Annotated in this window: 22 protein-coding genes and 2 pseudogenes; 16 read left to right on the top strand and 8 right to left on the bottom strand. The window is 60.2% G+C overall.

What is annotated here, in order from left to right:
- Window positions 1-235 (top strand): annotated as a pseudogene (locus tag CE491_RS30595) (hypothetical protein); the annotation flags it as partial.
- Between the two features lie 68 nt (window positions 236-303).
- On the opposite strand, the gene CE491_RS01810 reads toward CE491_RS30595, so the two are convergent.
- Together CE491_RS01810 and CE491_RS01815 are read right to left on the bottom strand one after the other, a co-directional pair.
- Window positions 304-687: a cupin domain-containing protein gene (locus CE491_RS01810; RefSeq protein WP_110946665.1), complete on the bottom strand. Its 384-nt coding sequence runs from the start codon at window positions 685-687 to the stop codon at window positions 304-306.
- A 3-nt stretch (window positions 688-690) separates the two neighbouring features.
- Window positions 691-1,287 (bottom strand): LysE family translocator, encoded by a 597-nt coding sequence (locus CE491_RS01815; protein WP_110946666.1) that lies wholly within the window; start codon window positions 1,285-1,287, stop codon window positions 691-693.
- 98 nt (window positions 1,288-1,385) lie between these two features.
- Between CE491_RS01815 and CE491_RS01820 the strand changes: the two genes are divergently transcribed.
- Both CE491_RS01820 and CE491_RS01825 read left to right on the top strand, forming a co-directional pair.
- Window positions 1,386-2,267: a LysR substrate-binding domain-containing protein gene (locus CE491_RS01820; protein WP_110946667.1), complete on the top strand. Its 882-nt coding sequence runs from the start codon at window positions 1,386-1,388 to the stop codon at window positions 2,265-2,267.
- 213 nt (window positions 2,268-2,480) lie between these two features.
- Window positions 2,481-4,682: a TonB-dependent receptor family protein gene (locus tag CE491_RS01825; RefSeq protein WP_234407476.1), complete on the top strand. Its 2,202-nt coding sequence runs from the start codon at window positions 2,481-2,483 to the stop codon at window positions 4,680-4,682.
- 61 nt (window positions 4,683-4,743) lie between these two features.
- On the opposite strand, the gene CE491_RS01830 is transcribed toward CE491_RS01825, so the two are convergent.
- Window positions 4,744-6,288, bottom strand: coding sequence for a Cof-type HAD-IIB family hydrolase (locus CE491_RS01830; RefSeq protein ID WP_199884946.1), 1,545 nt, complete (start codon window positions 6,286-6,288; stop codon window positions 4,744-4,746).
- Window positions 6,289-7,053: 765 nt separating this feature from the next.
- Between CE491_RS01830 and CE491_RS01840 the strand changes: the two genes are divergently transcribed.
- Both CE491_RS01840 and CE491_RS01845 read left to right on the top strand, forming a co-directional pair.
- Window positions 7,054-8,469, top strand: a complete 1,416-nt coding sequence (locus CE491_RS01840) for an MFS transporter (protein ID WP_110946670.1) — start codon at window positions 7,054-7,056, stop codon at window positions 8,467-8,469.
- Between the two features lie 89 nt (window positions 8,470-8,558).
- On the top strand, window positions 8,559-8,990 hold the full coding sequence (locus CE491_RS01845; protein ID WP_110946671.1) for a nuclear transport factor 2 family protein: 432 nt from the start codon (window positions 8,559-8,561) through the stop codon (window positions 8,988-8,990).
- Between the two features lie 395 nt (window positions 8,991-9,385).
- Here CE491_RS01845 and CE491_RS01850 read toward each other — a convergent pair whose 3' ends face one another.
- Window positions 9,386-10,519: a metallophosphoesterase gene (locus tag CE491_RS01850; protein WP_110946672.1), complete on the bottom strand. Its 1,134-nt coding sequence runs from the start codon at window positions 10,517-10,519 to the stop codon at window positions 9,386-9,388.
- A 308-nt stretch (window positions 10,520-10,827) separates the two neighbouring features.
- Here CE491_RS01850 and CE491_RS01855 point away from each other — a divergent pair, with 308 nt between their 5' ends.
- The gene (locus CE491_RS01855) at window positions 10,828-13,227 is read left to right on the top strand and encodes a DUF3772 domain-containing protein (RefSeq protein WP_110946673.1); all 2,400 of its coding nucleotides are present in this window, start codon (window positions 10,828-10,830) and stop codon (window positions 13,225-13,227) included.
- Between the two features lie 19 nt (window positions 13,228-13,246).
- Here CE491_RS01855 and CE491_RS01860 read toward each other — a convergent pair whose 3' ends face one another.
- From CE491_RS01860 to CE491_RS01865, 3 genes and pseudogenes are all read right to left on the bottom strand, one after another.
- Window positions 13,247-13,960 (bottom strand): alpha/beta fold hydrolase, encoded by a 714-nt coding sequence (locus CE491_RS01860; protein WP_234407477.1) that lies wholly within the window; start codon window positions 13,958-13,960, stop codon window positions 13,247-13,249.
- A gap of 46 nt (window positions 13,961-14,006) precedes the next feature.
- A pseudogene (locus tag CE491_RS31120) lies at window positions 14,007-14,135 on the bottom strand (alpha/beta fold hydrolase); the annotation flags it as partial.
- Between the two features lie 250 nt (window positions 14,136-14,385).
- Window positions 14,386-15,372, bottom strand: coding sequence for an ABC transporter substrate-binding protein (locus CE491_RS01865; RefSeq protein WP_110946674.1), 987 nt, complete (start codon window positions 15,370-15,372; stop codon window positions 14,386-14,388).
- A 618-nt stretch (window positions 15,373-15,990) separates the two neighbouring features.
- Between CE491_RS01865 and CE491_RS01870 the strand changes: the two genes are divergently transcribed.
- The 9 genes from CE491_RS01870 (at window position 15,991) to CE491_RS01905 (ending at window position 24,481) form a co-directional block, all read left to right on the top strand.
- Window positions 15,991-16,839, top strand: a complete 849-nt coding sequence (locus tag CE491_RS01870; protein ID WP_110946675.1) for an ABC transporter ATP-binding protein — start codon at window positions 15,991-15,993, stop codon at window positions 16,837-16,839.
- A gap of 29 nt (window positions 16,840-16,868) precedes the next feature.
- Window positions 16,869-17,618: an ABC transporter permease gene (locus CE491_RS01875; protein WP_199884947.1), complete on the top strand. Its 750-nt coding sequence runs from the start codon at window positions 16,869-16,871 to the stop codon at window positions 17,616-17,618.
- Window positions 17,619-17,623: 5 nt separating this feature from the next.
- Window positions 17,624-18,355, top strand: coding sequence for an ABC transporter permease (locus tag CE491_RS01880; RefSeq protein WP_110946676.1), 732 nt, complete (start codon window positions 17,624-17,626; stop codon window positions 18,353-18,355).
- A gap of 42 nt (window positions 18,356-18,397) precedes the next feature.
- Window positions 18,398-19,234: a carboxylating nicotinate-nucleotide diphosphorylase gene (gene nadC / locus CE491_RS01885; protein ID WP_110946677.1), complete on the top strand. Its 837-nt coding sequence runs from the start codon at window positions 18,398-18,400 to the stop codon at window positions 19,232-19,234.
- Between the two features lie 5 nt (window positions 19,235-19,239).
- On the top strand, window positions 19,240-21,285 hold the full coding sequence (gene phnN, locus CE491_RS01890) for a phosphonate metabolism protein/1,5-bisphosphokinase (PRPP-forming) PhnN (RefSeq protein WP_110946684.1): 2,046 nt from the start codon (window positions 19,240-19,242) through the stop codon (window positions 21,283-21,285).
- A gap of 49 nt (window positions 21,286-21,334) precedes the next feature.
- On the top strand, window positions 21,335-22,465 hold the full coding sequence (gene proB, locus CE491_RS01895; RefSeq protein ID WP_110946678.1) for a glutamate 5-kinase: 1,131 nt from the start codon (window positions 21,335-21,337) through the stop codon (window positions 22,463-22,465).
- A 119-nt stretch (window positions 22,466-22,584) separates the two neighbouring features.
- Window positions 22,585-22,758, top strand: coding sequence for a hypothetical protein (locus CE491_RS30125; protein ID WP_199884948.1), 174 nt, complete (start codon window positions 22,585-22,587; stop codon window positions 22,756-22,758).
- A 158-nt stretch (window positions 22,759-22,916) separates the two neighbouring features.
- Complete coding sequence (locus CE491_RS01900; RefSeq protein ID WP_110946679.1) at window positions 22,917-23,468, top strand: AAA family ATPase; 552 nt, start codon at window positions 22,917-22,919, stop codon at window positions 23,466-23,468.
- Window positions 23,469-23,491: 23 nt separating this feature from the next.
- Window positions 23,492-24,481 (top strand): alpha/beta fold hydrolase, encoded by a 990-nt coding sequence (locus tag CE491_RS01905; RefSeq protein ID WP_234407478.1) that lies wholly within the window; start codon window positions 23,492-23,494, stop codon window positions 24,479-24,481.
- Window positions 24,482-24,515: 34 nt separating this feature from the next.
- On the opposite strand, the gene CE491_RS01910 is transcribed toward CE491_RS01905, so the two are convergent.
- Complete coding sequence (locus CE491_RS01910; RefSeq protein WP_110946680.1) at window positions 24,516-25,409, bottom strand: LysR family transcriptional regulator; 894 nt, start codon at window positions 25,407-25,409, stop codon at window positions 24,516-24,518.
- A 95-nt stretch (window positions 25,410-25,504) separates the two neighbouring features.
- On the opposite strand from CE491_RS01910, the gene CE491_RS01915 reads away from it, so the two are divergent.
- On the top strand, window positions 25,505-26,692 hold the full coding sequence (locus tag CE491_RS01915) for an MFS transporter (protein WP_110946681.1): 1,188 nt from the start codon (window positions 25,505-25,507) through the stop codon (window positions 26,690-26,692).
- Window positions 26,693-26,995 lie beyond the last annotated feature (303 nt).

Here is a 26,995-nt window from a genome sequence, read left to right on the forward strand (position 1 = left end):
AACGCTGACGACTCATGGCACCTCCTATTTGGGCCTCATTATGAGGCTTGGAGGTGTCTATGAAACCAGGGGCGATTCAACCTATGTCAACACCCTGATAGCCGCGGGGTTCCGGCTGGATCATCTTGGCGAGCCAAAACCCTCCTTGGCCGCCTTGCAGGCGCGACCGTCGCTTGAGGACTCGCTAAGACGTCCACCGTTTCTTTTGATCGCCGTGACCAAGCCCAGGAGGTAAGACAGTGAATGGGCGGCCCTGCTCAGTGGGTAACGCACGAGCGAGTAAAGCGTCGGCCTTGCATGTGTTCAGCCCAACTGTTGCTCCAGGGTTTTGGTGAGAGGCGAATAAACATTCCCGGTATGTAAGGTGTCAACCGGCTCGATCAGCATGATCCAGCACTCTTGTTCTGCGACCGGGTTGTGCATGACTCCCCTGGGAACGACGTGCATTGATCCCGCTGGCAGGTCAACCGTCCGGCCCCCTTCATACTCAATCCTCAAGTGTCCCTTTACCACGTAGAACAGCTCGTCCTGCGTTTCATGGTTATGCCAGATCAGTTGGCCGCGGACCTTGGCGACCTTCACATACTGGTCGTTCACTTGCGCGACGACCCTGGGTGACCAGTGTTCAGAAATCGAGCTGAAGCCAGCATCAAGGTCGAACGACTCAGCAAACAGGGGATGGGACATCTTTTAGATCCAGGTCGGGATGATGGACACAATGAGCAGCGCGGCCATCAAGAGGTTAAAGCGACGCCAATGCTGCGAGGTGCGCAGCATTCGGCCCAATACAACACCTGCACAACACCACAGGGTGAGCGACACCCAGGCTGCGATACCAAATGACAATCCAAGCAGCACCGCAAGGCTCAATGAGCTGGCCGAAAGTGAGGAGAAGGTTGCCGCTGCGCTGACGGCCATGGCCCAGCTTTTCGGGTTTGAGAACAGCAAAAACATCGCCTGGAACGCGCCCAGAGGCTGGCTGACATCATCACGTGGCGCGGGTGCGCCGCTATGGGCAATCACCCACCCCAGCCATACCAGATAAGCCGTACCAACCAGCTTGAGGATCAGTCCGAGCACCGGCTGCGCGGCGATAAGTGCTCCAAGCCCCATTGCAGAGAGTGCGGCAACCAGCATCAGGGCCAATGCAATGCCGCCAATCAATGGCAGCGAACGAACCAGACCAAATCTCGCGCCGGAAGCAGTGGCCAATGTTGTAGCGCCCCCTGGCGAGAACGTGGAGGCTACTACGAAAAAAAACAGCGCAAAGAAGGTGGTCACCAGCATTTCGTCCAGAAGTTGAATACCGACTACGCTACTGTTCCGTTTGGCATTAGAAAATCGAATATCCTTAATGCCTCACATTACACTCGGTAATTCCGATCATGAGCCGCAACCTTGATCTCGCCTTGATCCGTACCTTCATAGCCGTTGCAGACCATCGGAGCATGACGGCCGCCGCAAACCTGCTCTTCATGACACAGGGAGCGGTGAGTCAGCAGGTAAAACGTCTCGAAGAATGCCTGGGCTGTGCATTACTGATTCGCAAGCCCAGACAGCTTGAGCTGACTTCTCAAGGAGAGTTGTTTCTGGCGAAGTCGCGTGGGCTGCTGCAACTCAACGATGAGATTTGGGCTGATACCGTTGGTAGTCCGGTCCGCGGTCATTTACGAATCGGTGCGCCACCTGACCTGATCACATCCCTGGCGCCGGCGCTCAAAGCGTTTACAGAGGCTTATCCGTCGGTGGAGCTCTCGATGAAGTGCGCTCCATCGCCTGAGCTGCACGAGGACATCAAGGCGGGGCACCTTGACGTCGCGCTCATCGAGTACCTGGCGACTAGCCCACACGGTGAAGTCATCCGCACCGAGCCGCTCGTCTGGGTAGCAAGCGCTACCAGCGATACGTGGAAGGCAAGGCCTCTGCCTTTGTCGCTGGTCGACGAGCGCTGCGCATTCCGTCCGCTGGTGCTCGGGGCACTGGCGAAAGAGGGCATCGCGTGGCGAACAATCTTCGAAAACGGCAGCTTCGAAGCGACCGCTTCTACCGTCCGCGTTGGCCTTGCGATCACCGCCTGGCTGGCATCGACGGTACCGGAGGATCTGATAAAACTCTCCTCTGAAGCGGGGCTCCCTGAGCTACCGGAATTTGCCGTGTGCCTTCGAGTATCGTCGGTGGCGCAACCTGTGGTCGAAGACTTCCGGCGCTGTCTGCTGGACTCACTGGTGAAAGAACGCGCAGATACCGTGGAATCAGAGGTTGTTTGAACGGCCTGGGCAGACGCTCGACATCGCAACTGTTCAAACCCGGTCAGACCCACACCAGCAACTGTCTGGTTCCGTTCATTTTACGGCTCTATTTGGCGGTTTTCAGGCCTTTTCAGGGCGAAATTCGCTGGCACGCTCCGTGCTCTGTCGCTTGTGCCAATACCCATCGCCTCGTTATGCGGCGTGGGATCATGACTCAAGCAGGAGCTAAGAATGAGAAGGGGTAAATCATCAAGAACCACGGCGCGTAGCCGCTTGCCTTCGGCCATGGGCGCAGGTGCGACGTTTTTTCTGGTTGGCCAGTTACATGCGGCGCAGGCCGACGTGAATGAGACGACCAGGCAAAAGCCGACGAGCCAGTTGAGCACGGTGGTGGTTCAGGGAGCGAAACTCAGCGATACGCAGCAGGCCGAGCGTGCCCTAAAGGATGTGGCAGGCGGGGTCAACTTCATTGATTCCTCAGACGTCGAAAAGGGTCGGGTGTCGACCAACACGGACATATTCGCCTTGCAGCCCGGTGTGATTGCAACTCAGGGGGGTGGCAACAACGACGGAGGGCGCATTTCGATTCGCGGCTCGGGTATCAACAAGGGCGTCGGTTACTTCCGTGCCGGTATCTTCTACCTGTTCGATGGCCTGCCGGTCTCGGGACCGGGCGGCACGCCTTATGAACTGTTCGAACCGCTGGGGCTGAGCCACACCGAAGTGCTGCGTGGCGCCAATGCCTTTGATATCGGCTCCTTGTATCTGGGCGGAGCGATCAACTATGTCACCAAGACAGGCTACGACGCCGCCCCCTTGCAGGTTCGCTATGAAGCAGGCAGCTACGGTTATCAAAAGCGCCAGATCAGTTCGGGGCAGGTGTTCGGCCCGCTCGACTATTACGTCAGCCTCACCGATTCGTCATCCGATGGTTTTCAGGACCAGACCCGGGCCAAAAGCGCAGGTTTTGCCGGCAACGTCGGCTACCAGTTCTCGCCGCAATTGAAAACGCGCTTGTACTACCGCTATCGCACGACGGACAACGAGACGCCGGGCTACATCACCAAAGCCCAACTCCAGGACGACCCCAAGCAAGCCAACCCGACCAGCGTCAACGTCCGTGCTCACCGTAAGCAGCCAGGCTCGACATGGGTCGCCAGCAAGACCCAGTACACCTTCGATGATGATTCCAATCTGGAGTTCGGGCTGGTCTACCACGAGTATCCAATCGACGCCCGGCAGGGGGTAAACCGCACGGTCTGGGGCTTCAACGATTATTCCGCCAGCCTGAAATACGACCGCCTGGATACCCTGTTCGGCAAGAACAGCACCACGCGCCTGAACCTGCTGCGCACCGAGCACATGAATGGCTACTCCAAGACCAGCGTGCGGATTCCCTCCGGTGTGACCGCCAATCTTCCAGTCGGCAGCGAAGTGCGCAAGGCTGAGTACCAGGGTTCCGATACCGTTCTGAGCGCGAGCAACGAAACCGAAGTGGTCAACAACAAACTCTGGCTCAGCGCCGGGCTGTCCGCCGTTCAGTTCGAGCGCAAGGCCAGGGTTTCCTATCCGGTGGGAGGCGAGGCCGATAACCCCGACAACCCGATCGAGAAGGACGACTGGGAGTTCGCTCCACGTATTGGCGTGCGTTATCAGATCACCCCTGACTGGCAGCTGTTCGGTAACCTCAGCCGCACGGTTGAGGCACAGCAGTCGTGGGCTTTTTTGTCGGGCGCCCAGGTGTTCACCTCCGGCCCAGCGACCGGACTCAACTCCGGTGGCCAGAAGCTCGAACCGCAAGTCGCCGACACCCTGGAATTCGGTACCCGTGGCCAGTTTGGCCGGAACAAGTGGGACCTGACGTTTTACCGCTCCAACGTGAAGGACGAGCTGCTCTCGGTCATCATCCGTGAAGCGACCTCCACGTCAGATGCCCTGACGTCCGAATACAACGCCAGCAAGACTATCCATCAAGGCGTCGAACTGGGTCTGGACTCGCTGCTTTACGAGAACGGCGGAGACAGTCTGCACCTGCGCCAGTCCTACACCTATAGCGACTTCTTCTACCGCGACGATGATCAGTTTGGCGGCAATCAACTCCCCGGTATTCCGAAGCATAATTACCAGGCCGAGTTGCGCTATGACTTCAACAGCGGCGTCTACGTCGGCGTGAATACCTATTACGCGTCCAAAACGTCAGTCGATTTCGCCAATACCAATACCGCAGGCTCCTACAACCTGTGGGGCGCGATACTGGGGTGGGACTCGCCGAAGAAGGACTGGTCGCTGTATCTGGATCTGCGCAACATCACTGATCAGAAATACGCCGCGACCATCAGTCCGACCTTTGACGCCAAGGGCAGCGATCCGCGCACGATCATTCCGGGGGATGGATTTGGGGCTTATGCCGGAGTGCAATACAGCTTCAGATGATCCAGACCCCGCGCGCTTCTGCGTCGCTGCGCTGCAACCTTTGGAATGTGGTTGAAGGTTGTCAGAGCAGCGACGACAGTAGTCTCTCGATGACCAGCGCGACACCGTCATTGTCGTTGCTGGTCGTGATCTCACTGGCGATGCGTAACGCTTCGGGATGGGCGTTGGCCACCGCCACGCAATGCCCGGCAAACGCCAGCATCGGCACATCGTTCGGCATGTCGCCGAATGCGATGACCTGTTGCCGATCGACCCCAAGTGTCTGGCAGAGCTGCGCCAGTGCCGACGCTTTGGATATGCCGGTGGCGATGATCTCGACGAATCCTCCTCCCGAGTGAGTGACGCTCGCGCTGTCGCCCAGCAGGCTCTTGATTCGAACCGTCATGTCTTCGAGCGGCAGGCTTGGGTGGTAAACATTGAGTTTGGTGATGGCCTCGGCGCACAGCGATGACAGCGCAGCGATCAGCGGAGGCTCGACATGCACATTCGCGGGATTCTGCGGGTAGCCTGGTTCGTAGCCGATTTTATGGCCATGCTCGGTAGCAAAAAGGAACAGGCTGTCCTGCGCCCGGAGCTTGCCGGCAAACTCCAGTACTAAATCGGTTGCCAGTCTTTGATGAGTGAGGATCGTATCGCTGGCAAGGTCGTAGGTGATCGCGCCATTGCTGCACACTGCCAGCCCGTTGACCCCAAGCCGTTCTGCGATCCAGCGAATGGAGCGAGGTGGCCGGGCGGTGACCAGAACGACATGAAGACCTGCGTTTTGCGCCTGCTGAATCGCGCGGCAAGTTCGATCGGATATCGTGCCGTCGGTACGCAGTAGAGTGCCGTCGAGATCGCTGGCGATCAGGCTGATGGGCGTGTTCAACCGATGCTCGTGGCCATCGTTGAGGGGGGCGCCGGACACGCCAGGTGAACTCATCTGTGCAACCAGTTCCGGCAGGGCATCGGGGATGTCTGCGAGCAGCTCGGCGCCGCTTTCGATCAACTCCGAATCTGACCCATAACCCCAACGCACGCCTATCGGCAATACGCCATTCTTGCGCGCCGCGATCATGTCGTCCCGCTTGTCGCCGATCATGAGCACGTGCGACGGCTTGCTGTCGAGCGACCGGATGAGCGATGCGAGCAGATCGGCTTTATTGTCCAGCGCGCCGTCCGGGGAGGTGCCCAACACTGTTTCGAATCGTTCGTAAAGATCCGTGTGACGCAGCATACGTTCAGCAAACTCCTGCCGTTTGGAGGTCGCGACGAGCAGTGCGTAACCCTCCGCCGCGAGTTGCCCCAGTGCCTTGACTATCCCTGGATAGGGCGCGCAGTCGTACAGACCTTGCTCGCGATAGTGCTGCCGATACAGCTCGACGCACTGTCGAACACGGTCATCACCAAACGGCTGCAGCAGCTGCGCCACAAGCTCATTCATCGGCGGCCCAATCAGCGCGCGGATGTCCGACGGTGGTTGAAAGGCATGGCCAAGCTGGCGCATGGCAAAGGTCAGGCTGGCGATGATGCCGGGTGCGGAATCGAGCAGGGTTCCGTCGAGGTCGAAAATGATAGCGTTCAGATCTTCAGTCCCTGGAGGTCGACGTTGCATGGGATTGGACAATGCTCACTTGTCGCGATTCGGCTGTGAAAACGGCCCTCTGCCTCACATGTCCGGGTAATGCAGGCAGGTCTGCGGCAAAGGTCCGTCTCTGGGCCGTGCCTGATGCGCGGTTTACTGCGTGCCGTGGTCTGCAAGTGCCACGTAGGTCCATATTTCATCCTCGCCTCGGGCCACAGCTCAAGGCCACAGCAGAGCTTGCCGTGCAGCGAGGCATTCGGTCTTACCTCGGCAGCCGGGCGGCATACGGCATACGGCCGCATAACCTAGAGACTTGAGCCGGGGATTGGAAAGCACTTAAAGCACTATGCTTAGACCGTTAGCGGTCGAGCCGTCGCCTTACTGTGGCCCTATGAAGGGATTACTGCCGCAGGGCCACTGCGAACGATGTGCGGGTCATCTGTGAGTCAGGGCAACCACCACACAAGGCCCGTGCGCTGGCGATTGACAGCCTGATAAAACGCTCGCTATAACTATGGCGTTGTACGACGACAGATGATTTGCCGTCGGGTCCCCTCTAACAATAAAAATTTCGGTCACCATCATGAATTCGACTTGCTTGTTCATCTCCCCGAATACCCCGCCTGTCGGCGCTTCGCTGACGGTATGCAGCCACTGGACGTACGGTCCGCCCGGAAACATCCTCCGCACCACGAAAGAGCACTTGTTAGACGTCTGACTCCAGGCCCCACGCCTCGCAGACGTACACGTGCGCTCTCGCCAGAACAGTCGAGAGAGCATCATCCCTCCAGGAATAAAGGTGATGCCATGAACCTCAACGAGTCCACCCATCCGCAAAGCATCACCCAGGCGGCCACCCGGTCCGTCGGCAAATACCGCTGGACGATCTGCGCGCTGCTGTTTTTCGCGACGACGGTCAATTACCTCGATCGCCAGGTGCTCAGTCTGCTGGCCCCGGATCTGTCCACGCAATTTGGCTGGAGCAACACCGACTACGCCAACATCGCGTCGATGTTTCAGTTCGTCTATGCGATAGCGATGATTTTCGCCGGTCGCGTAGTCGACAAGATTGGGACTAAAACCGCTTACGTGGTGGCGATTGGCGTCTGGTCCACGGGCGCTGTGATGCACGCGTTTGCGGTGCCGCTGGGGCAGGGCATTGGTGCGATCACCACCGCATTGGGTTTCGCCGCGATCCCGGTGTCCATCGCCGGCTTCATGCTGTCACGGGCCGTCCTGGCGATTGGCGAGGCGGGTAACTTCCCGATCGCGATCAAGGCCACGGCGGAATATTTTCCGAAGAAAGAACGCTCGTTAGCCACCGGCATCTTCAACTCCGGCGCCAACGTCGGCGCGATCGCGGCTCCCATCTGTGTGCCGCTGATCGCTGCGGTGTGGGGCTGGGAATCGGCGTTCATCGTGATCGGCCTGCTGGGCTTCGTCTGGCTGGGCCTGTGGACGGCGTTGTATGAAACGCCGGACCAGCAAAAACGCTTGACCGCCGAGGAGCTGGCCTATATCCGCAGTGACGAGGCCGAGCAAGTCAAGGCTGCCCCGGTGCCGGGCGCGCCCGCCAGGAAGGTGTCGTGGTTCACACTGCTCACCTACCGCCAGACTTGGGCGTTTGCCTTCGGCAAGTTCATGACCGACGGGGTGTGGTGGTTTTTCCTGTTCTGGCTGCCGACGTATCTGTCAGCGCAGTACGGCATGAAAGGCCAGGCCATCGTGATTCCGCTGTTCGTGCTGTACAGCATGACCATGGTCGGCAGTATCGGCGGTGGCTGGTTCCCGAGCTATTTCATGGCCCGCGGCGACAAGCCATATGACGGTCGAATGAAAGCCATGCTGGTGATCGCGCTATTCCCGCTGCTGGTACTGCTGGCGCAACCGCTGGGCTATATCAGCTTTTGGGTACCCGTGCTGTTGATCGGCATCGGGGCGTCCGCGCATCAGGCGTGGTCCTGCAACATCTTCACCACGGTTTCCGACATGTTCCCGCAGAAGACTGTGGCCTCCGTGGTCGGCATCGGCGGCATGGCAGGGGGACTTGGCGGCGTGGTCATGACCAAGATCGGCGGCTGGGTGTTCGACTACTACAAGTCGATCAACGACATTCACACCGGCTACATGATCATGTTCGCCATCTGCGCCCTGGCGTACCTCGTGGCGTGGGGTGTGATGAAGGCGCTGGTGCCGCGGCACAAAGAGATCACCGATCTTTGATCAGCGGTACACAACAATATTCTCGGGGTTGCCTCCGTGCACCAGACGGGATGCGTTTCGCATCCGATTACAAAAAAAAGGAAATATCGATGACCAAGTTCAAACTGATGCTGGTTTTTTTATGTTTGTTTTCGGGCTATGTCGCTGCCGCACCAACCGCGGACGAGCAGGATGTTGCCAAGGCTGTCGACAAAATGACCCAGGCGATGTTGCACAAGGACACCAAGACCCTCAGCGCCCTTACATCAGACAACGTCACATATGGGCACTCGAGCGGTAAGATTCAAAACAAGGATGAATTCATAGCTGACATCGAAACCGGTCGCAGCGGTTTCAAAACGCTGCAGATGCTCAATCAGAAAATCACTCTAAATGGCGACGTCGCACTGGTCCGTAACCACTTCTCCGCTCAAGCCGTGAACAGCGGTGTGGAAGTCCCGACAGAAATCGAAAACTTCCAGATCTGGCAGAAACAGAAAGGCCAATGGCTGCTGATCGGCCGCCAGGCATTCAAGTTCTAGTGTTGTCTCAGCCTACCTGTCGGCGTTGGTGATCCTCAGTCGCCACGCCGACTAGCTCTGTGTTCGGATAGCGCTTCTAGTCCCACCTCATGACGAACTTGCGACCTCGATCGCCCGACTATCCCGTGCTCGGCTGACCCGACTGATATCAGACACGAAGACCGATGCGGTGGGTATTTGTGTCCTGTGGCCTGTTTGGGTTGATTGTTCAGTTGTTCCACGACATTGGCTTGTCCCCACCCCGAGGCAAGCCAAACCACTTACGTACCCAGTTTAGAGTGGTGTCTGCAAAAAATGCAGTCCGACCCATCATCTGCTCAGGGCGTTTAGGCAAAGCACAGCTCCTGTGGCGGCTTGGTCAAATAACGAGTCCCGAGCAAAAGGGAGACATGACGTTATGGCGTACCTGGCTCTGCGGCCCGCCTGAGCGTGATGCGCGTCAGCTCCGAAGGCACCCCCAGGCGCAGGGCGAAACCGGGCCAGAGGGCGGTGCCGTTGTTCACGTAGAGCTGCATGCCATCAACGTCATAGAACCCAGCCACAAAGCCCTCGTTAGCCCGGGCGATGATCTGGTCGAACGGGCGGATCATGCCGCCGTGGGTATGCCCAGACAATTGCAGCGCCACGCCTTGGCTGGCGGCTTGCCGGGCATTGCGCGGCTGGTGGTCGAGCAGGATGATCGGCGCATTGTCGGGCGCCCCGGCCAGCGCCTGTTTCAGGTTTGGCCCGGGCAAACCGGCGCGCGGCGCGCTCAGGTCAGTGACTCCGGCGAGGATCAGATGTGCACCGCCGCGTTCGATCAACGAGTGGCTGTTGGTGAGGCGCCTCATCCCCAAGGCGACGAAATACTGCATCCACGCCTCGTTGTCGAAGAAGTACTCGTGGTTGCCCGGAATCACATACACGCCATCCGGGGCATGCAGGTCACGCAACGGCTCCACGTCCCGCGTGCGCGCGATGAGCGGGCCGTCTATCAAGTCGCCGGTGATCACGATCAGGTCCACCCCCAGCGCATTCGCGCGGTTCACCACCGCCCGCGCCCATAGCTCGTCGAACAACCTGCTGATGTGCATGTCGGTCAGTTGCAATACGGTGTAGCCCTCAAATTGCGGCGGTAGGTTCTTGATTGCCACCTCGATATCCTTCACCGGCGGCACGCGCACTGCCTGATGTACGCCGATCCCCGCCAGCAGCAGCGCCGCGGTACCCACGACATAGCGCAGCGCGGCGGGTATGGTCAGCCATTGTTGGCGAACCAGCATCGTCAGCAATGTGCCCAGATCGACGACAATTTGCAGCACCGCGATCAGCAGTATCGCGCCGAACGCCCAGTTGAAAAAAATCACCACCGCACGCGGAAATTCCGGCGAGAACACGCTGCCGGAAGAGAACCTGGCGTACAGGTGATACTGCGAAGCGAGCAGCAATAACAGGGCAGCGGCCAGTCTGATGGGCAGGGGCCATGGCATGGGCCAGATGAATCGAACGATCGCATACAGACAGGGGGTGCTGAACATAACGTGAAACATCAGGATGCTCCTGTGGCCGTGGTCCTGCGCGCGTCCGCTTCTTTGCTCAAAGGCTTTAAAAGCGTCTCGTTAGAGAGGTTGAGATCAAGCGCCACCGTGATACGTTCATACTGATCCGGGTTTTCCTTGGCGGCTTTTGGTTTCGCGGCAGCAATGCGTCAGAGGCTTTTCTGTTACCTGTACTTGGGATAGCGATCAAATCCCGTCTATTTACCGAGGCCAAATATCACTAAACTGGCGTTTCGAGTCTGGAAACACCAGGGCTGGCCATTGTCGCCATGCCGCCGCCCTCAAGACAGGTAATGAGAATGCAGCACGTCATGCTGAACCGCTTTTCCACTGGATTACTAACCCTGCTGTTGCTGTGCGTCACCGTACCAGCCTTCGCTCAATCAAGCCCCGACCAGACCGGCGATCCCGGCGCTCTACAGACGCAGCCCGAGGGGCCGACGCTGGACCAGCTCAATGATCAGCTCGATCAGATCCGTCAGAAAGTATCAGTCAGCGCTAATGACGACTTGCTCTCGGACCTGCGCCAAGCGGCGCTGCAGGTGCAGAAACAGGCCGACACGCTGGTCGCTCAACAAGGCGTCAGCATCGAACACCTCAATGACCAGCTCAATATCCTGGGGCCGGTGCAGCCTGATGAACCGCAGTCCATCAGCAGCCAGCGTAAAGCGCTGACCAGGCAGAAGGATGCGCTGGTCGACGAAGAGCGCCAGACCAATACGCTGAGTCAGTCGGCTCGCGATCTGGCCACGCAGATCTTCAGCCTGCGGCGTAGTCTCTTCGATTCCCAGATCACCACGCGCTCGGCCAGCCCGCTCAGTTCAGTGTTCTGGTCAACGATGATTCGCCCGACCGACGATGATCTGGGGCGTTTGCATGGCCTGCTCGACGACATCAAAACCGCCTCCGACAGTGTCTTGGCACCAGGCAAGCGCCTGTTCTTTTTCAGCGTGCTGCTTGGGGCGCTGTTGATCTGGGTGGCGGGCCGGCGGCTGATGGAGCACTTGTTGATCTGGCTGATGGTCCGCTGGCTGCCTGAAGGACGCCTTCGTCGGAGTGCGCTGGCGCTGACCGTAGGGCTGTCCACCGTAATCACCATCGGCGCAGCCACCTCCCTGCTGCGCTGGGGCATTGATAGCAATGCGCAGGTCAGTGCCGACATACTCAATTTGCTCAACCAGATGCAGACGCTGATTATGTTCTGCGCCTTCATTGTCGGCCTTGGTCGTGCGCTGTTGATGCGGGCGCACCACTCGTGGCGTTTGCCACAGATCCCTGACGAGATTGCCAATGCGATCGGATATTTTCCGACGTTACTCGCGCTGGCGCTGGTGATCATCGGTACACAGGAGCGGATCAACAGTGTGATCGCCAGCAGCCTGGCGCTGACGGTGGCCGTGAACGGGCTGACAGCGCTGGCGGTGTCGCTGGTGTTCTTATCGGCCTTGTTGCGCTATCGCCGAACCCGCCGTCGGCATGGCCTGGAGCGTCTGCCCAGTTTCGCCGGGCTGATCCCCTTTGTGGTTGCGGTCTGGGTAGGTTTCAGTCTGCTGGCATTGCTCAGCGGCTACCTCACGCTGGCTTATTTCCTGACAGTGAAGCTGCTGTGGATGAGCGTGGTATCGGCCACGGCTTATCTGTTGATCACCGTTTTTGGCGATATCTGCGAGACCCTGCTATCGCCCAAACAGCCCGGCGGCCAGGCCTTAGGGGCCGCGTTGGGCCTTTCTCCGCGCCATCAGGCCCAGGCCAGCACCATTCTGGCCGGCATTGGCCGGACGTTGCTGTTGTTCACCGCGATCGTGCTGGCGTTCATGCCATCGGGTTCCAGTCCGGGTGAACTGCTCGAGGGCTTCACTCAACTGGATTTCGGCAGCAAGCCGCTGGGCGGTCTGAATATCGCACCGAGCGACATCTTGATGGCCGTGGTCGTGCTCGTCGTCGGGATGCTGGGCATTCGCGTGCTCAAGGAATGGCTGGGCGAGCGGTTGTTGCCGGAAACCACCATGGATGCCGGGATGCGCGCATCGCTGGTGACGCTGGTCGGCTACATCGGTGTGGTGTTGCTGGCGATCGTCGTGATGTCCACGCTGCACGTGAGCCTCACCAACCTGACCTGGGTGGTCAGTGCGCTGTCGGTGGGGATCGGTTTCGGCCTGCAAGCCATCGTGCAGAACTTCATCTCCGGTCTGATTCTGCTCACTGAGCGACCGGTCAAAGTGGGCGACTGGGTCAGCCTGGCTGGCGTGGAAGGGGACATCCGCCGAATCAACGTGCGCGCCACGGAAATTCAGATGTCCGACCGCTCGACGGTGATCGTGCCGAACTCCCAATTCATCACCCAGAACGTACGGAACGTGACCATGGGCAATGCACTGGGGGTGGTCGGCATCACCCTGACTCTGCCGCTGGATACCGACGTCCTGAAAATCCGTGACCTGCTGCTGCAAGCCTTCACCGAGCATCAAGCGATACTCGACACGCCGGCGCCCTCGGTGTCGTTCAAGGACCTGACAACCACTGGGGTCATCATCAGCGTCAGCGGTTATGTGAACAGCCCACGTTCGGTGGGGGGCGCGCGCAGTGATTTGCTGTTCACCGTCCTCGGCCGTCTTCGCGAACTGGGTATTGCCCTGTCGTCGCCGCAGAGCATGGTGCTGATCAGCGACGGCGCGGAAAAGGCGCCGGCCGAGGCGTGAGGGGCGTTCTGTTCGTGGCTCACTCGCCCAGCAGATCTAGCACCGCCTGAGCAAACTCGCTCGGTGTCTCCTGGGAAACGTTGTGCCCGACGCCGGCCAGCACTTGCCTGCGCACCGGGCCGGTGAAGCCGCGTACGGCCGCGGCGTCATCGCGCTTGGACGAGACGCCATCGTCCGCGCCGCTGAGGATCACCGTGGGCACGGAAATGGGCGGGCTTTGCGCGAGTTTCTGCTCGATGGCGGCATAGCGTGGATCACCTTCGACAAGACCGAAGCGGTGGCGATAGGAGTGGGTGACGACGTCGACGAAATCCGGGTTGGCAAACGACTGCTCGGTGGCTTGATAGGCGGCGTTGCTGAATGTCCAGCTGGGCGACCATAGCTCCCAAAGCAAGCGGCAGAATGGCCCGCGGTTGGCCGCCAGCCCTGCATAACCGCGTTCGCCATGCAGGTAGTACTGATACCACAGGCGACGTTCGGCTTCGGGGGATGAGGGCTTGTTGGCACTCGCGATGTGCTGAATGTTGTAGCCGGGATCGCCACTCACCAAGCCAATGACCCGCTCAGGCCACAGGGCCGCTACCACGCAGGCTGCGCGTCCGCCCCAGTCGTATCCGGCCAATACCGCGCGCTGAATATTCAACGCATCGAGCAGGGCGAGCAGGTCGGCAGCCCAGGGCTGCCTGTTCTCCGGAACGAGGGGTTGCAGGTTCGACGAAGCGCGTAGGGCCATATCCCCGCAGGTAGGGCACGATGCAGCGGCAGCCTGCCTCGGCAAGACGTCTGGCCACCTCGTCGAAGGCGTGAACGTCGTAGGGAAATCCGTGCAGCAGCACGACCACCGGCCCATCCGCTGGTCCGGTTTCGAGATATGAAATCTGAAGTACGCCCGCCAGAATCTGTTTCATGCTTGGCTCCCGGGTTCAGGTTGTGAAGAGGGCAGTGCGCCGCTCGCTCGGCTGCGACCGGACCCGGTCATTGAGGTGTGACCGCAGGTGGACAGCAGAGGTTTAGCCAATCTGGCGCAAAAAAACATGCGCCGAGCATGATGGGGCAAGACGACAAACAGATGAACGTGGCGCGGGCTGACCGACAACGGCGGTCGCGCCCTATCCTTGCGAGGTGCGCCAGCGGCAGCAGGTATCGCAACAGCGGGTGTCAGTGCTGAAGATCGGCGGGCAGATACGATTTGTCCATGATCGCCGCCCAGTCCACATCACCCTTGAGTTCGCCATTGAGTCTCAGGGCGTCGGCCATGCGCTCAAGCTCGACCAGATTGAAATCCCCTTCGCTCCACATGCGCGGCGCGATCATGTTGTCCACGGCTTCCTGGGCGATGGCCGGCTCCAGTTTGAAACTCTTGGCCAGAATCTGCGCCGCTTGCTGCGGGTTGTCGTAGATCGCCTTGACCCCCATCCGCCGGCCTTCGATGATCGCCCGCAGCTTGTCGGGGTGGGCCTTGGCGAACGCTCGGGTGGTGATGCCCACCGAAGTGGTCATCGGCGGCAGCAGGTCGCTGGACTTATAGAGGGTGTCGTATTGATCCTTGCGCAGTATCGACAGCGGTTCGATCAGCACTGCCGCATCCACGGCTTTCTGGTCCAGCAGCGTCAGGCCGTTCACGTAGCCGCCAGAGGCAACGCGCGTCACCTTGTCGGCGTCGATACCCTTGGCCTTGAGCGACATCAACAAGAGCATTTCCGAAACGCCCTTGGGCGAGGTGATGGCGACTTTCTTGCCCGCCAACTGGGTGATGTCTTTGAGGGGTGAGCCCTTGGCTGTCACCACTGATGACTCGGCCACCGAGCGGGTGCCGATGTTGACGATGACCAGGTCCAGCCCCTGGCGCTGCGCGGCCAGTGCCGCAGCCACGGCGACCTCACCGTAGGGTGTGTCACTGGCAAGGATGTTGCGGACCGTGGTCCCGCCGCCACCAGAGCCCAGGATGCCGGTGATGTCGATGCCCGCTTTCTTGAACAGCCCGTTCTCCATCGCAACTGCGTACGGTAGGCCATAGAGGCTAGTGCCCCACTGGGTCACGGAAATTTCATCGGCGCGAGCGAGGGAGGTCATCAGCGACAACGCCGCCAGACCGGCGACGGCAATTTTTCTGGTCGAACGCAAAAGGGCTTGCTGTGCAGTCATTCTCGAAACTCCTAATAGCAACGGCGTGCTTGGGTCATGGCAAGAAATTCGGCTCAGCGCTGTTTTTTTAGTTTCTGTACGCTGTTAAATGCCATGGAGCAAGATGCAGGCCAAACGGGGAGACTCGAATATGAAGACCGCTTTTCCGTAACTAAGCCATTGATATTGTTATTCTTATAAACAGTCCCGACATGGGGCCGAGTTTATTCCGTCTCGCCGAAAACGACTCATACATGAGCGTACACATTGGTTTGTGCGCGTTTGATGGCTTGGGGTCCGGAAGCGGCCTGCAGCGGGCGATGCGTCCTTCTTTGGTGCGACCGAGTGCATACCAGCACTACGCTGGAGCAAATAGCGTATACGTTCTAAAATTTCCTTACGCTTCTTTAGTATAAGGAAGCGTTTTGTTATCCGGTTTTAGGTTAATTGATCAGGTTGCTAATATTTTATTGGCGTTGTATCAATCAGTTAGTGCTAATTCTTGATCGTTTAAGTGATTGAGAGTTGTTTCTGGCTCCTATCTTGCTACTTCTCACATATCTAGCGTGTGCATTGTAAGTTGAGCGCTTTCAGCCGAGCCAGGCTCGAGGTTCACCAGCCGATCTGGAGGAGTGAAGAATGACGTTTGCATTGAAAGGCGGGGCGGTCGAAACGTTGCGCGTGGCGGTGGAATCCCGCACACCGCATGTCACCCTGAGTCAGGTGACTCGTTCATTCAAAAAAGCCAGCACCAGAGAGATGTTCGCAGCGCTCGGACCCATCGATCTGACGCTAAACAAAGGCGAGTTCTTCTCCGTAGTGGGTCCGTCGGGGTGCGGCAAGTCGACTCTGATGGACGTCCTTTCCGGGCTCGCGCGTCCCACCTCGGGCCAGGTGATGTTCGAAGGCAAAGTCATTTCCAGCGTGCCGGATGGCGTCGGCGTGGTGTTTCAGGAGGACGCCTCGTTTCCCTGGCTGACGGTGCGCGACAACATCGCCTTCGGTCTGCGTCGCAGCGGTGTCGATGGTCCCGAAGTCGAGCGTCGCGTCGCTTATGCGCTGGGGTTCATGGGCCTGAGGGATTTCGCCGGTGCTTACCCGGCGCAGCTGTCCGGCGGCATGCGCCAGCGGGTGTGTATCGCCCGCACGCTGGTCATGCAGCCGCGGCTGATCCTGATGGACGAACCGTTCGGCGCTCTCGACCAGCAAACCCGCCTGCTGATGGGCGATGAGTTGCTGCGGCTCTGGCGCGAAACCAACGCCACCGTATTGCTCATCACCCATGCACTGGACGAAGCGGCGATGCTCTCGGACAGAGTCGGCGTGATGTCCTCGCGGCCAGGGCTGTTCATCGACCTGGTCGAGACCGGCTGGGAACGCGACCGCGACAGTCGGGTGGTATCGACCCCGCGTTTCGGCGAGATCAACGCACGTCTGTGGGACAAGTTGCGGGTGGAAACCATGAAGGTCATGGGCGCGCAACACTGATCCCTGCGGCTAACTCTGAGGACGTCGATTTGAATATCGAAAGCGTGCTGCGATCCCTACTGGTTGCAGCTTTCATCGGGTTGATCGAGTGGCTGTGTCGCACTCATGTCATCCCGCCAATGGTGTTGATTCCACCCTCGCAGATGCTCATGCACTTGTTGTCGCTGGTGTCGACGGGGCAGTACAGCCAGGACATCCTGTTCAGCTTCGGCAATATCGTGGTGTCGGCTTTCGTCGCGATCATCAGCGGTTTTTTCATCGGCCTGGCCGTGCACTCGATGCCCCGCTTTCGCGCTGCCCTGGAGCCGTTGCTGGCCAGTTACTACGCGGTGCCGACCTTCATTTTCTACCCGGTGTTCATCGTCGTGTTCGGCGTCGGCCACGGCTCGATCATCGCCATCGCCGTGTTGCTGGCCATTGTCGCGATGATCACTGCGACCCTGACCGGTCTTGATCGCATTCCCAATGTGCTGCGCAAAAGTGCGGCCGTGATGCGCATGTCCAGGCTGCAGACCGCCTGGCGTATCCAGCTTCCGGCAGCGCTGCCGTATCTGTTCGGCGGGGTGAAGCTGGCGGTCGCTTACTCGTTCATCGGCGTGATCGCTTCGGAATTCATTCTTTCCGGCTCGGGCATTGGCTACGCCATCGCCTTCGCCTACAACAATTTCGAAAGCGACAACATGTACGCGCTCATGTTGCTGGTGTTGATCAGCGTCACGCTGATCAACGCGGCGCTCAACTTCTTCGATCGCCGCTTGCAAGCGCGTCGTCAACGGTGACCGGCATGCAGAGATTTCTTCCGACCTTCCTGTTGGTGATTGCCCTGATCGCCGCCTGGCAACTGCTGCACCTGGCCATCGGCGCAGGGGCGCTGACCTCACCATGGATGACTCTGACCCATCTGATCTCGATGATGGGCACTGTCGAACTGTGGGCCAACGTCGGCGAAACCGCCAAAGCCTTCGCCTATGCCATGAGCCTGGCGCTGGTCGGCGGCATCGTGTTGGGCGTGCTGCTGGGCGTCAACCGCCTGGCCGGCGCGGTGGCCGAGCCGATCCTGCTGAATCTGTACGCCATTCCCAAGGTCACGCTGTACCCGTTGGTGCTGCTGTGCTTTGGCCTGGGGTTGTCCTCGAAAGTGGCGTTCGGCGTGATGCACGGCATGATCCCGATTCTGCTGTTCACCATGAACGCCATTCGCCAGATGCGTCCAGTGTACCTGCGCACCGCCGGGACCTTGCGTCTGACACCTGTGCAATCGCTGTTTCACGTGCTGCTGCCGGCGATCCTGCCGGAGATCGTGGCCGGGGTCAGGCTGGGTTTTGCACTGACCTTGCTGGGCGTGTTGATCGGCGAGATGTTCGCCTCCCAGCGCGGCCTGGGCTACATGGCCGTGAATGCCATGGGCCTGGGCGATATCCCGACCATCATGGCCGTGGCGCTGTTGCTCACGGTCATTGCGGTGACCTGCAACAGCCTGATGTTGATGCTCGACAAGAAGCTGCAGCACCGATAACCGACGTTCACCGAACTGTATCCACACATAGGGGTAACCACGATGTATGACGTATTCCAGACTGACCGCCTCATCGATCTTTGGCTGACCGAGGACATCGGTTACTGCGACCTGACCGCGCAAGTGATGATCGAACCGGAAGAAGTCGGCGCCTTCTACATGAACGCCCGGGAAACCCTGATCGTCTCCGGTATCGACATCGCCGCTCGTGTATTCAAGCGCTACGACCCGACGCTGGAAGTCATCGTGCGCGTCAAGGACGGCCAGAAGATCGAAGCCGGCACCGTGATGATCGATGTGCGCGGCAATGCCCGCAGCGTCCTGACCGCCGAACGCACCGCCCTGAACATCGTGCAACGCATGTCCGGCATTGCCAACGAGACCGCCAAGTATGTGGCCGCCGTGGCTGGCAGCAAGGCGCGCCTGATCGACACTCGCAAGACCACGCCGGGCCTGCGCATGTTGGAGAAGCACGCCGTGACTTGTGGCGGCGGCCTCAACCATCGGCTGGGCCTGGACAACGGCGTGATGATCAAGGACAACCACATCGCGGTCTGTGGCGGCATCACTCAGGCAGTGCAGCGCGCCCGTCGCCAGTTGCCGGTGCTGACCAAACTGGAAGTCGAATGCGACAGCTTGACCCAGGTAGCCGAAGCGCTGGAGGCCAACGTTGACGTGATCATGCTCGACAACATGAGCGTGGCCGACATGACCGAAGCGGTGCAAATGGTTGCCGGCCGCACCAAACTCGAAGCCTCGGGCGGCATCAACCTGTCGACCATCGGCGCAATCTCCAAGACGGGGGTGGACTACATTTCCACCAGCAAGCTCAATCAGGCAGCGGTGTGTGTCGACATCGGTCTGGACGAGGCGGAGTAATGCACATGGCGCAGGGCATCTTCTTCTTTGTCGTCGGCCCCAGTGGCGCCGGTAAGGATTCGTTGATCGAAGGCGCCCGCGCCCATCTGGAGGAGGCCGGTCGGTATGTGTTCGCCCGGCGCACCATCACGCGCTCCGCAGGCGCGCCCGGCGAGGATCACCACGGCGTCACCGAGGCGCAATTCAGAGCGTTGGTGAATGCCGGGGAGTTTCTGATTACCTGGGAGGCCCACGGCTTGTCTTACGGATTGTCCATTGATCTGCTGACCGCGCTGAGCAACGGCCGTAACGTGATTGCCAATGGCTCGCGCAAGATGATTCGTGAGCTGGCCGGGCTTGTGCCCAGACTGATCGTGGTCGAGGTCACGGCTTCCGTGGACGTGTTGGCCGCGCGGATACTGGCCCGCGGCCGGGAAACGGCACTGCAGGCACGGGCGCGGGTCATGCGTCAGGTCGAGCCGCTGCCCGTGGATATCGAAACCATTCGCGTGAGCAACGACGGCGCGCTCGAACAGGGCATCTCCCGTTTTATTCACGCGCTGGCCAACGCCACAGAGCGTTTGCGTCTGCGCCGCGTGCCGTTGTCCACGGGGCTGGAAAGGGTCGCTTATCTGCCGATGCACAGCGCCTTCCTGTCGGCGGCCGATTACCTTGGCAGCTCGAAAGTCGATCTGCTGGCCGAGGGCAAATCACTGAGTGTGCAGATTCATGGCATGGATGCCGCTGCCTTGCTGGCGTCGGATGAAATCGGCTTGAGCGAGGAGGCGTTTGCTCATTGGGGCGTTGCCGAAGGCGCCGAGATCGCCCTGCGTCGCACGCCATCGCCCGCCAGCCGTCAGGCGCTGATGCAGAAAGTCCAGGGTCAGGAGCTGGGTGAAGCCGAATACGAAATGCTGCTGCGCGACATCATCGAAGGGCGTTACACGGATGGGGAGATCAGCGCGTTTCTGGTCAGCGCCACCCGCAGCCTGTCCGACGCTGAAGTCGTTGCACTGGCGAAAGTGCGCACCCGTTTTACCCCGGTCATGCACTGGGACCGGCCCATCGTGGTCGACAAACACTCGATGGGCGGGGTGCCGGGTAGCCGCATCACGCTGCTGGTAGTGCCGATCGTCGCTGCCCACGGCATGGCCATGCCCAAGACTTCTTCGCGCGCGATCACCTCGGCAGCGGGCACGGCCGATGCGATGGAGTCGGTGGCGCGGGTCGATCTCACCGCCGAGCAGGTGCAGCGTTGCGTCGAGCAGGCCGGTGCCTGTATCGCCTGGAATGGACGGCTTAACCATTCGGCGGTGGATGACGTGATGAACGCCATCACCCGGCCGCTGGGGATTGACTCGAACCGCTGGTCCGTGGCCTCGATCCTGTCGAAAAAACTCACCGCGGGTTCCACCCATGTGGTGGTCGATCTACCCTACGGGCCACGCACCAAGCTCAAGACTCAGGCTCAGGCCAGGGAGCTTGGCGACTTGTTCGAACGAGTCGGCGCGGGACTTGGCTTGACCGTTGTCGCCTTTGCGACCGATGGCAGCCGACCGATCGGACGCGGTATCGGGCCGGCGCTGGAGGTGCGTGATGTGCGCGCGGTGCTGGCCAATGATCCGCAGGCACCGAGGGATTTGCGAGACAAGGCGATCTTCTTCGCCGGGCAGATTCTTGCCTGGGATCCGGCGGTGGGCAGCGTCGAGGTCGGGCGCCAGCTGGCTGAGAAATTGCTGACCAATGGCCAAGCGAATGCCGCCTTCGAGCGGATCATCGACGCTCAGGGCAGAAAGGTTCCGGTTCTACCGGGGCCATTAACGTATTCGGTGCGCGCCAGCGTGGAAGGGTGGGTGAGCGAGCTGGATGGCTGGCGCATTGGCGAGATCGCCCGGCGCGCCGGCGCACCCGCCGACAAATCCGCAGGGATTGATCTCATGGTCGGGCAGGGCGACCAGGTGCAGGAGGGGCAATGCCTGTATCTGATTCACGGCGCCAACGCCGCGGATCTGGACTCCGCAAGCGTGCTGGCGCGGATGAGCAATGGCGTGACGATCACGCCGCTGCTGTGAACCATTGCTCCGGTGCAAGGCGCACGCAAGGCGATACCGAGGTGAAAACATGCGTGATGAATTAGCGACGACCAAGCGTTGGGTGATCCATGTCGAAAGCCGTCTGATCAACACGCTCGACGGTCCAGACAATGACGCCTTGCAACGCCTGGCTTCTCAGTTGGCGGCGCTGCATCGCCGCGGCATCGAAGTGGTAGTGGTCTCTGCGGGTGCGACTGCGTTTTGCGTCGGTCCGGCCAGTGAAGCCTCGTTGCCGCTGCATGAGGCCCAGGCCTGGGCAGCCATCGGTCAGATCAGGCTGACCGATGCCTGGGCTCAATGCCTGGAAAACCGTGGGTTGCAATCCGCGCAGATACTGCTGACCCAGGACGACTTGTCTCACCGCAAGCACTACCTCAACGCCCGCAGCACCATGCAGGTGTTGCTCGACAGGCGGGTGATTCCGGTGGTCAGTGAAAACAGCAGCATCGCCAGCCACGGTATTCGTGCGGGGGCGACCGACAGCCTCGGCGCGCTGGTGGTCAACCTGGTGCAGGCTGATGTGTACATCCTGCTCACCGAGCTGGATGGTCTGCTGAAACTCGAATCCGATCCGTCAGGGTTGACCATCGCCGAGGTCGCTGCTGGGGATCCAGCGCTGGACCGCTACGCCCATGACATGACCGAGCGCTTGGGTTTCGATGTACGGTCCTGGCTACGGTCGGCACGGCTGGCCGCGCGCTCTGGTGCGCACACCGTGATCGCCTGTGGACGCCTGGATTCGGTACTGGAGGCCATCGTCGGCGGTGATCCGATTGGCACGCTGCTGGTGTCCGATACCAACCCGAAGGCATCGCGTGGCAGGTGGCTGTCCAATCAACTGCCTATGCGCGGCGTGCTGGAAATCGTGCTCGGCGCTCCCGATGGTTTGCCAGAAAACAGTGGCATCACGGCATTGATGATTCTGCGCGCAGAAGGCGTATTCCAACGGGGCGACATGGTGGTGTGCAGAGGTGCGGACGGCGCCGAACTGGCGCGCGGGCTGGTCAATTACAGCTCTCAGGAAATCCAGCGCTTGCGCGGGCAGTTCGTCGAAGCGTTCTCCCGGCAGATCGGCTACGTCGCGGAACCGGACATCATCAGCCTTGAAAACCTGGTGACCTACCCAATACCGCACGAGCGCAACCGCTCCGAATCCTGACACCTCGTCGGGGCGGTATTCTCTCGTCACAGGAAAACTGAACGGCCCCAACGCTTCGGCATCGGAGGTTATGTCCCTAACCCGCGTGCTCAGGCGTGCTTGCAAGCGAGGAAACAATCATGGCCGTGACGGTAAAGAAAATTGATGGCGCAGATGTGCCTGAAGAGCTGCTTGGAGACGCAGAGGTCCAGGCGTTTCAAATCACTGACGACGAGGGTGATTTGCACTACCGGCGCGGTGAGGAAGAGGCCGCGAAGCTGGCAGTCGAACTCAGTGAGCGGGCCAGGGAGTGAGCTTCTGGCGGCGCGCCGACATCCCTTTGCAACCGCCGGCAAGCCGGACCGCTCAACTGTGTACGACAAATTCCGGTACGCCCGGAGACCTGTAGGTGAGCGCGCACTTTGTGGCACTGTTGGCGCTTAACACCTAAGCCCTCACCCAAGGACACAGAATGCTTATCGTCTTCAGCGGCCTTCCAGGTACTGGAAAAACAACCATCGCCAAAGACCTCGCCGCTAAAACGGGGAGCGTTTATTTGCGGGTCGACACGATCGAGCAGGCTATTCGAAACTCGGGTGCGCTTGCCGGCGATGTAGGGCGCAGTGGGTACCTGGTCGCCAACGAGCTTGCCTTGAGCAATCTGCGATTGGGCGGCACGGTCATCGTTGACTGCGTCAACCCGGTGATCGAAAGCCGAAACGCCTGGCGCGAAATATCCGCACTTTGCGGTGCCCCGCTGGTGAATATCCAGGTGATTTGCTCCGACAGGCAGGAGCACCGGCGCCGGGTCGAAACCCGAGAGGTCGATGTCCCGGGGCTGATTCAACCCACTTGGCAGTCCGTACTGAACCATCGATATGAGGCGTGGGATGAGGCGCCGTTCAGCATCGATACGGCCCTTACATCTGCGGCACAGGCCGTCACGATGATTGCCCAGCGATTTTTTGTTCAAGGAACCCGTTGCCGCTCAAGCGAAACGCGCAAACAGGCAACTTTCGAGTAGAAACCCCAACGTTCGCCGCGTCGATGATCATCACTGTGGTGCTCGAGTGCAGCGACAGCGGAGCACGACATGGGCGTTATGGTTTCAAAACCTCGCGCAAAGGAGTGATGATGTTCGAAGGTTTTCAGCTGCAAATGATCGAGTTGCCTGAAGCGACGCTGCGGGTGCGCCACGGCGGTTCAGGGCCGCCGTTATTGCTGCTACATGGTCATCCCCGCACGCACACGACCTGGCATGAAGTCGCCCCCTTGCTTGCCCGGTCTTTCACCGTGATCTGCCCCGATCTGAGAGGTTTCGGCAGGTCCAGCAAGCCAGACGATGCGCATGACTACGAAGCTTCCTCGAAGCGAGCCAAAGGCCGGGATTGTATTGCCCTCATGGACCACCTGGGGTTCGATGAGTTTTATCTGGCAGGCCACGACCGCGGGAGCTACACCGCTTTTCGTACCGCGATGGATCATCCATCGAGAGTGTCGAAGCTGGTGATCATGGACGGAGTGCCCATCCTGGAAGCGCTCGAGCGGTGTAACGCGCAATTCGCCTCGCTATGGTGGCACTGGTTTTTCTATGCGCAGCCCGACAAACCTGAGCGCGCGATTCTCGCCGACCCCAAGGCTTGGTACCGCGGCCGCGAAGAGGACATGGGTGCAGGTAACTACGAGGATTTTCAGGCCGCGATTCATGACCCTGAAACCGTCAGAGGCATGCTCGGCGATTATCGCGCCGGCCTGTGGCTGGACCCACTGCATGATCGCGAAGACAGGCAGGCCGGACGCAGGCTCCAATGCCCTGTGCACGTTCTCTGGTCGCTGAGGGACGATCTGGAAAAACTCTACGGCGATGTCCTCGCCGTATGGCAGCCCTGGGCCGATCAGGCTGTGACCGGCGCCGGAATTGACAGCGGTCACCACATGGCAGAACAGGCGCCGGTCGAACTGGCCAATGCATTGGCGCAGTTCTTTCTCGGGGGGGCGCAAGTGAGTCGTGCAAGTACAAAGATTCGCCGCCCTTGAGGATCTTCGCGGGGGATGAACGCGCAGACAGCGTTTAAACCCGGTGATGCTCCAGCAAGTAATCAATGAACACCCTGACCCTGGCTGGCATCGCCGAACCGCCCGCGAATAGCACGTGAATCGGTTCCCTGTCCCCGGGGTTGAAGTCTTCCAATAGCGGTATCAGTTCGCCGCGCCCCAGGTCCTCGGCCACCGAGAATGCGCCGATGCGCGCGATCCCGGCGCCCAGTCTGGCCAGTTGCGCCAGGGCCTCGCCGCTGCTGCATTCGATGCTGCCGGCGACCTTCAGCGAAAAGTCCTGTCCCTCGCGGCGAAACGGCCAGTCGGGCGCGGCCCGGCGAAAGTTGAAGCGCAGGCAGTTATGGCGCAGCAGATCCTCGGGTTCACGAGGGATGCCGTGGCGTTGCAGGTACTCGGGCGACGCCACGATGACCTGGCCTGTCTCGCCAATGCAGCGAGCGCTCAGCGGGCTGTCCGGTAGATGGCCGAAGCGCACGGCGACATCCGCCTGCCCGCCGAGAATGTCGACCACTTCATCACCCAGCATCAGGTCGACCACCACCTCCGGGTAACGGGCGCTGAACGCCGCCACCAAGGGCACAATCTTCATTCGGCCGTGGGCGAGGGCGGCGCTGACCCGGAGCCGGCCCTTGGGGATTCCCTGATCGGTGATCGCTTCTTCTACCTCTGCCATGTCGGCCAGGATGCGCCGCGCGCCGCGCAAGTACGCTTCACCTTCGCACGTCAGCGTAATGGCCCGCGTCGTACGCAACAGCAGGCGAGTACCCAGGCGCTGTTCGGTGCGCGCGATGATCCGGCTCACTGCCGAAGGCGTAAGCCCCAACGTGCGTGCAGCCGCCGAGAGGCTTCCCTCCTGCGCCACCTTGGCGAACACCTCCATCTCACCTGACCGTCCGTTGAGATCCATTTGTGCCTCGTAAGCAAAGGTGATTGGCCTGGAAAGGGCCTACCGCCGAAAAAATTTGGATCGTAGCATTTGCGGCACAGATAAGGAGTCGTTTTATGCGTATCAATCCACCGCTTGTAGCACTTTCCATCGGTGCCTTCGGCATCGGTGTCACCGAGTTTGCCCCCATGGGCATGTTGCCCAGCATCGCCGCCGACCTTGGCGTGTCGATTCCCGCAGCCGGGCTGCTGGTCAGCGCCTATGCACTGGGCGTACTCATTGGCGCGCCCCTGATGACCCTGGCTACGGTCAGAATTCCGCGACGCTACCTGCTGATCGGGCTGATGGTGATTTTTGCCCTGGGCAACCTGATGTCGGCGCTGGCGACCGACTACCAGAGTCTGCTTATCGCCCGGGTGGTGACCTCGCTCAACCATGGCGCGTTCTTCGGTATCGGCTCGATCGTGGCTGCCAGCGTGGTGCCACCCCAGAAGCGGGCGGGTGCGGTGGCCGCCATGTTCATGGGGCTCACCCTGGCGACAATCGGCGGTGTGCCGCTCGCCACCTGGTTCGGAGAAATGTTTGGCTGGCGCACCGCATTCTGGGGCATCGCCGGGCTTGGCGCGGTAGCGATCGCAGCACTCTGGTATGCCCTGCCAAACCTGCCGCTGCCTAAAAGCGATGGCGTGCTGGCAGAAATCCGCGTGCTGGGTCGCGGACCGGTGCTGGCTGCATTGGCGCTGACGGTGGTCGGCTCAGGTGCGATGTTTACCGTGTTCACCTACATCGCGCCCATCCTGCACAGCGAGACTCATGCCTCGACCACTTTCATCACCGGCATGCTGGTGCTGTTCGGGGTCGGTTTGACGCTGGGCAATGTGTGGGGCGGGAAGGCGGCTGACCGCTCGGTGGATCGCACGCTGATCGTATCGCTGGTGGTGCTGATCATCGTCCTCCTGGCGTTCACGGTGCTCATGCGCTGGCCATTGCCGACGGCGCTGGCGGTGCTGATTTGGGGCGCCGCGAGCTTTGCCCTGGTGCCGCCGCTGCAGATGCGTGTGATGGAGGCGGCCAAGGACGCGCCTAACCTTGCGTCGGCGGTGAACATTGGCGCGTTCAACTTCGGCAATGCCATTGGCGCCGCGCTGGGCGGGGCGGTGATCAACGCAGGGCTGGGCTACCCGGCGATTTCGCTGGCGGGCGCGGCGATGGCCGCATTGGGCTTGCTGATGGTGCTGCTGTTTGCCTGGCGCAGTCGGGCTGCTGTGGCGGGCGGGGCATGCAAGCCTGGGGCGGTGGCGTAGACGCTGGTGCTGATTTGTAGGGAATTTACAGGCGCCGGGCAAAGGGTGGAGGGTCGCTCATGTCAGCCAATGGGAAAAGGACTGTGCATGCCCGCGGAAGGCCTGACAATTCCTGAAAGCGCAATGACCTGTTCGCTGGTTTCGCGCCTGCGTCAATTGCTCAGGCGTTCAAGGTGTCGGGCTTGTTGTAAGTGTGAGGCCAAGGGGTTCTGCGACTTTCATGTGTCTAGTCCTGAAATAGGTTTACACCTGTTTTACCCTCAAAACGCCCGATGCACCGCATCGGGCGTTTTGTATTTCAAG

Origin of the sequence: Pseudomonas bohemica (assembly GCF_002934685.1) — a bacterium.
GTDB lineage: Bacteria > Pseudomonadota > Gammaproteobacteria > Pseudomonadales > Pseudomonadaceae > Aquipseudomonas > Aquipseudomonas bohemica.

Bases quoted from the DNA above. Each gene is read 5' to 3' on its own strand.
- CE491_RS01870 (WP_110946675.1), top strand. From the start codon at position 15,991: ATGACGTTTGCATTGAAAGGCGGGGCGGTCGAAACGTTGCGCGTGGCG.
- CE491_RS01810 (WP_110946665.1), bottom strand. From the start codon at position 687: ATGTCCCATCCCCTGTTTGCTGAGTCGTTCGACCTTGATGCTGGCTTC.
- CE491_RS01855 (WP_110946673.1), top strand. From the start codon at position 10,828: ATGCAGCACGTCATGCTGAACCGCTTTTCCACTGGATTACTAACCCTG.
- nadC (WP_110946677.1), top strand. From the start codon at position 18,398: ATGTATGACGTATTCCAGACTGACCGCCTCATCGATCTTTGGCTGACC.
- CE491_RS30125 (WP_199884948.1), top strand. From the start codon at position 22,585: ATGGCCGTGACGGTAAAGAAAATTGATGGCGCAGATGTGCCTGAAGAG.
- CE491_RS01900 (WP_110946679.1), top strand. From the start codon at position 22,917: ATGCTTATCGTCTTCAGCGGCCTTCCAGGTACTGGAAAAACAACCATC.
- CE491_RS01815 (WP_110946666.1), bottom strand. From the start codon at position 1,287: ATGCTGGTGACCACCTTCTTTGCGCTGTTTTTTTTCGTAGTAGCCTCC.
- CE491_RS01840 (WP_110946670.1), top strand. From the start codon at position 7,054: ATGAACCTCAACGAGTCCACCCATCCGCAAAGCATCACCCAGGCGGCC.
- CE491_RS01905 (WP_234407478.1), top strand. From the start codon at position 23,492: ATGATCATCACTGTGGTGCTCGAGTGCAGCGACAGCGGAGCACGACAT.
- CE491_RS01910 (WP_110946680.1), bottom strand. From the start codon at position 25,409: ATGGATCTCAACGGACGGTCAGGTGAGATGGAGGTGTTCGCCAAGGTG.
- phnN (WP_110946684.1), top strand. From the start codon at position 19,240: ATGGCGCAGGGCATCTTCTTCTTTGTCGTCGGCCCCAGTGGCGCCGGT.
- CE491_RS01845 (WP_110946671.1), top strand. From the start codon at position 8,559: ATGACCAAGTTCAAACTGATGCTGGTTTTTTTATGTTTGTTTTCGGGC.
- CE491_RS01820 (WP_110946667.1), top strand. From the start codon at position 1,386: ATGAGCCGCAACCTTGATCTCGCCTTGATCCGTACCTTCATAGCCGTT.
- CE491_RS01915 (WP_110946681.1), top strand. From the start codon at position 25,505: ATGCGTATCAATCCACCGCTTGTAGCACTTTCCATCGGTGCCTTCGGC.
- CE491_RS01865 (WP_110946674.1), bottom strand. From the start codon at position 15,372: ATGACTGCACAGCAAGCCCTTTTGCGTTCGACCAGAAAAATTGCCGTC.
- CE491_RS01825 (WP_234407476.1), top strand. From the start codon at position 2,481: ATGAGAAGGGGTAAATCATCAAGAACCACGGCGCGTAGCCGCTTGCCT.
- CE491_RS01880 (WP_110946676.1), top strand. From the start codon at position 17,624: ATGCAGAGATTTCTTCCGACCTTCCTGTTGGTGATTGCCCTGATCGCC.
- CE491_RS01850 (WP_110946672.1), bottom strand. From the start codon at position 10,519: ATGTTTCACGTTATGTTCAGCACCCCCTGTCTGTATGCGATCGTTCGA.
- proB (WP_110946678.1), top strand. From the start codon at position 21,335: ATGCGTGATGAATTAGCGACGACCAAGCGTTGGGTGATCCATGTCGAA.
- CE491_RS01860 (WP_234407477.1), bottom strand. From the start codon at position 13,960: ATGGCCCTACGCGCTTCGTCGAACCTGCAACCCCTCGTTCCGGAGAAC.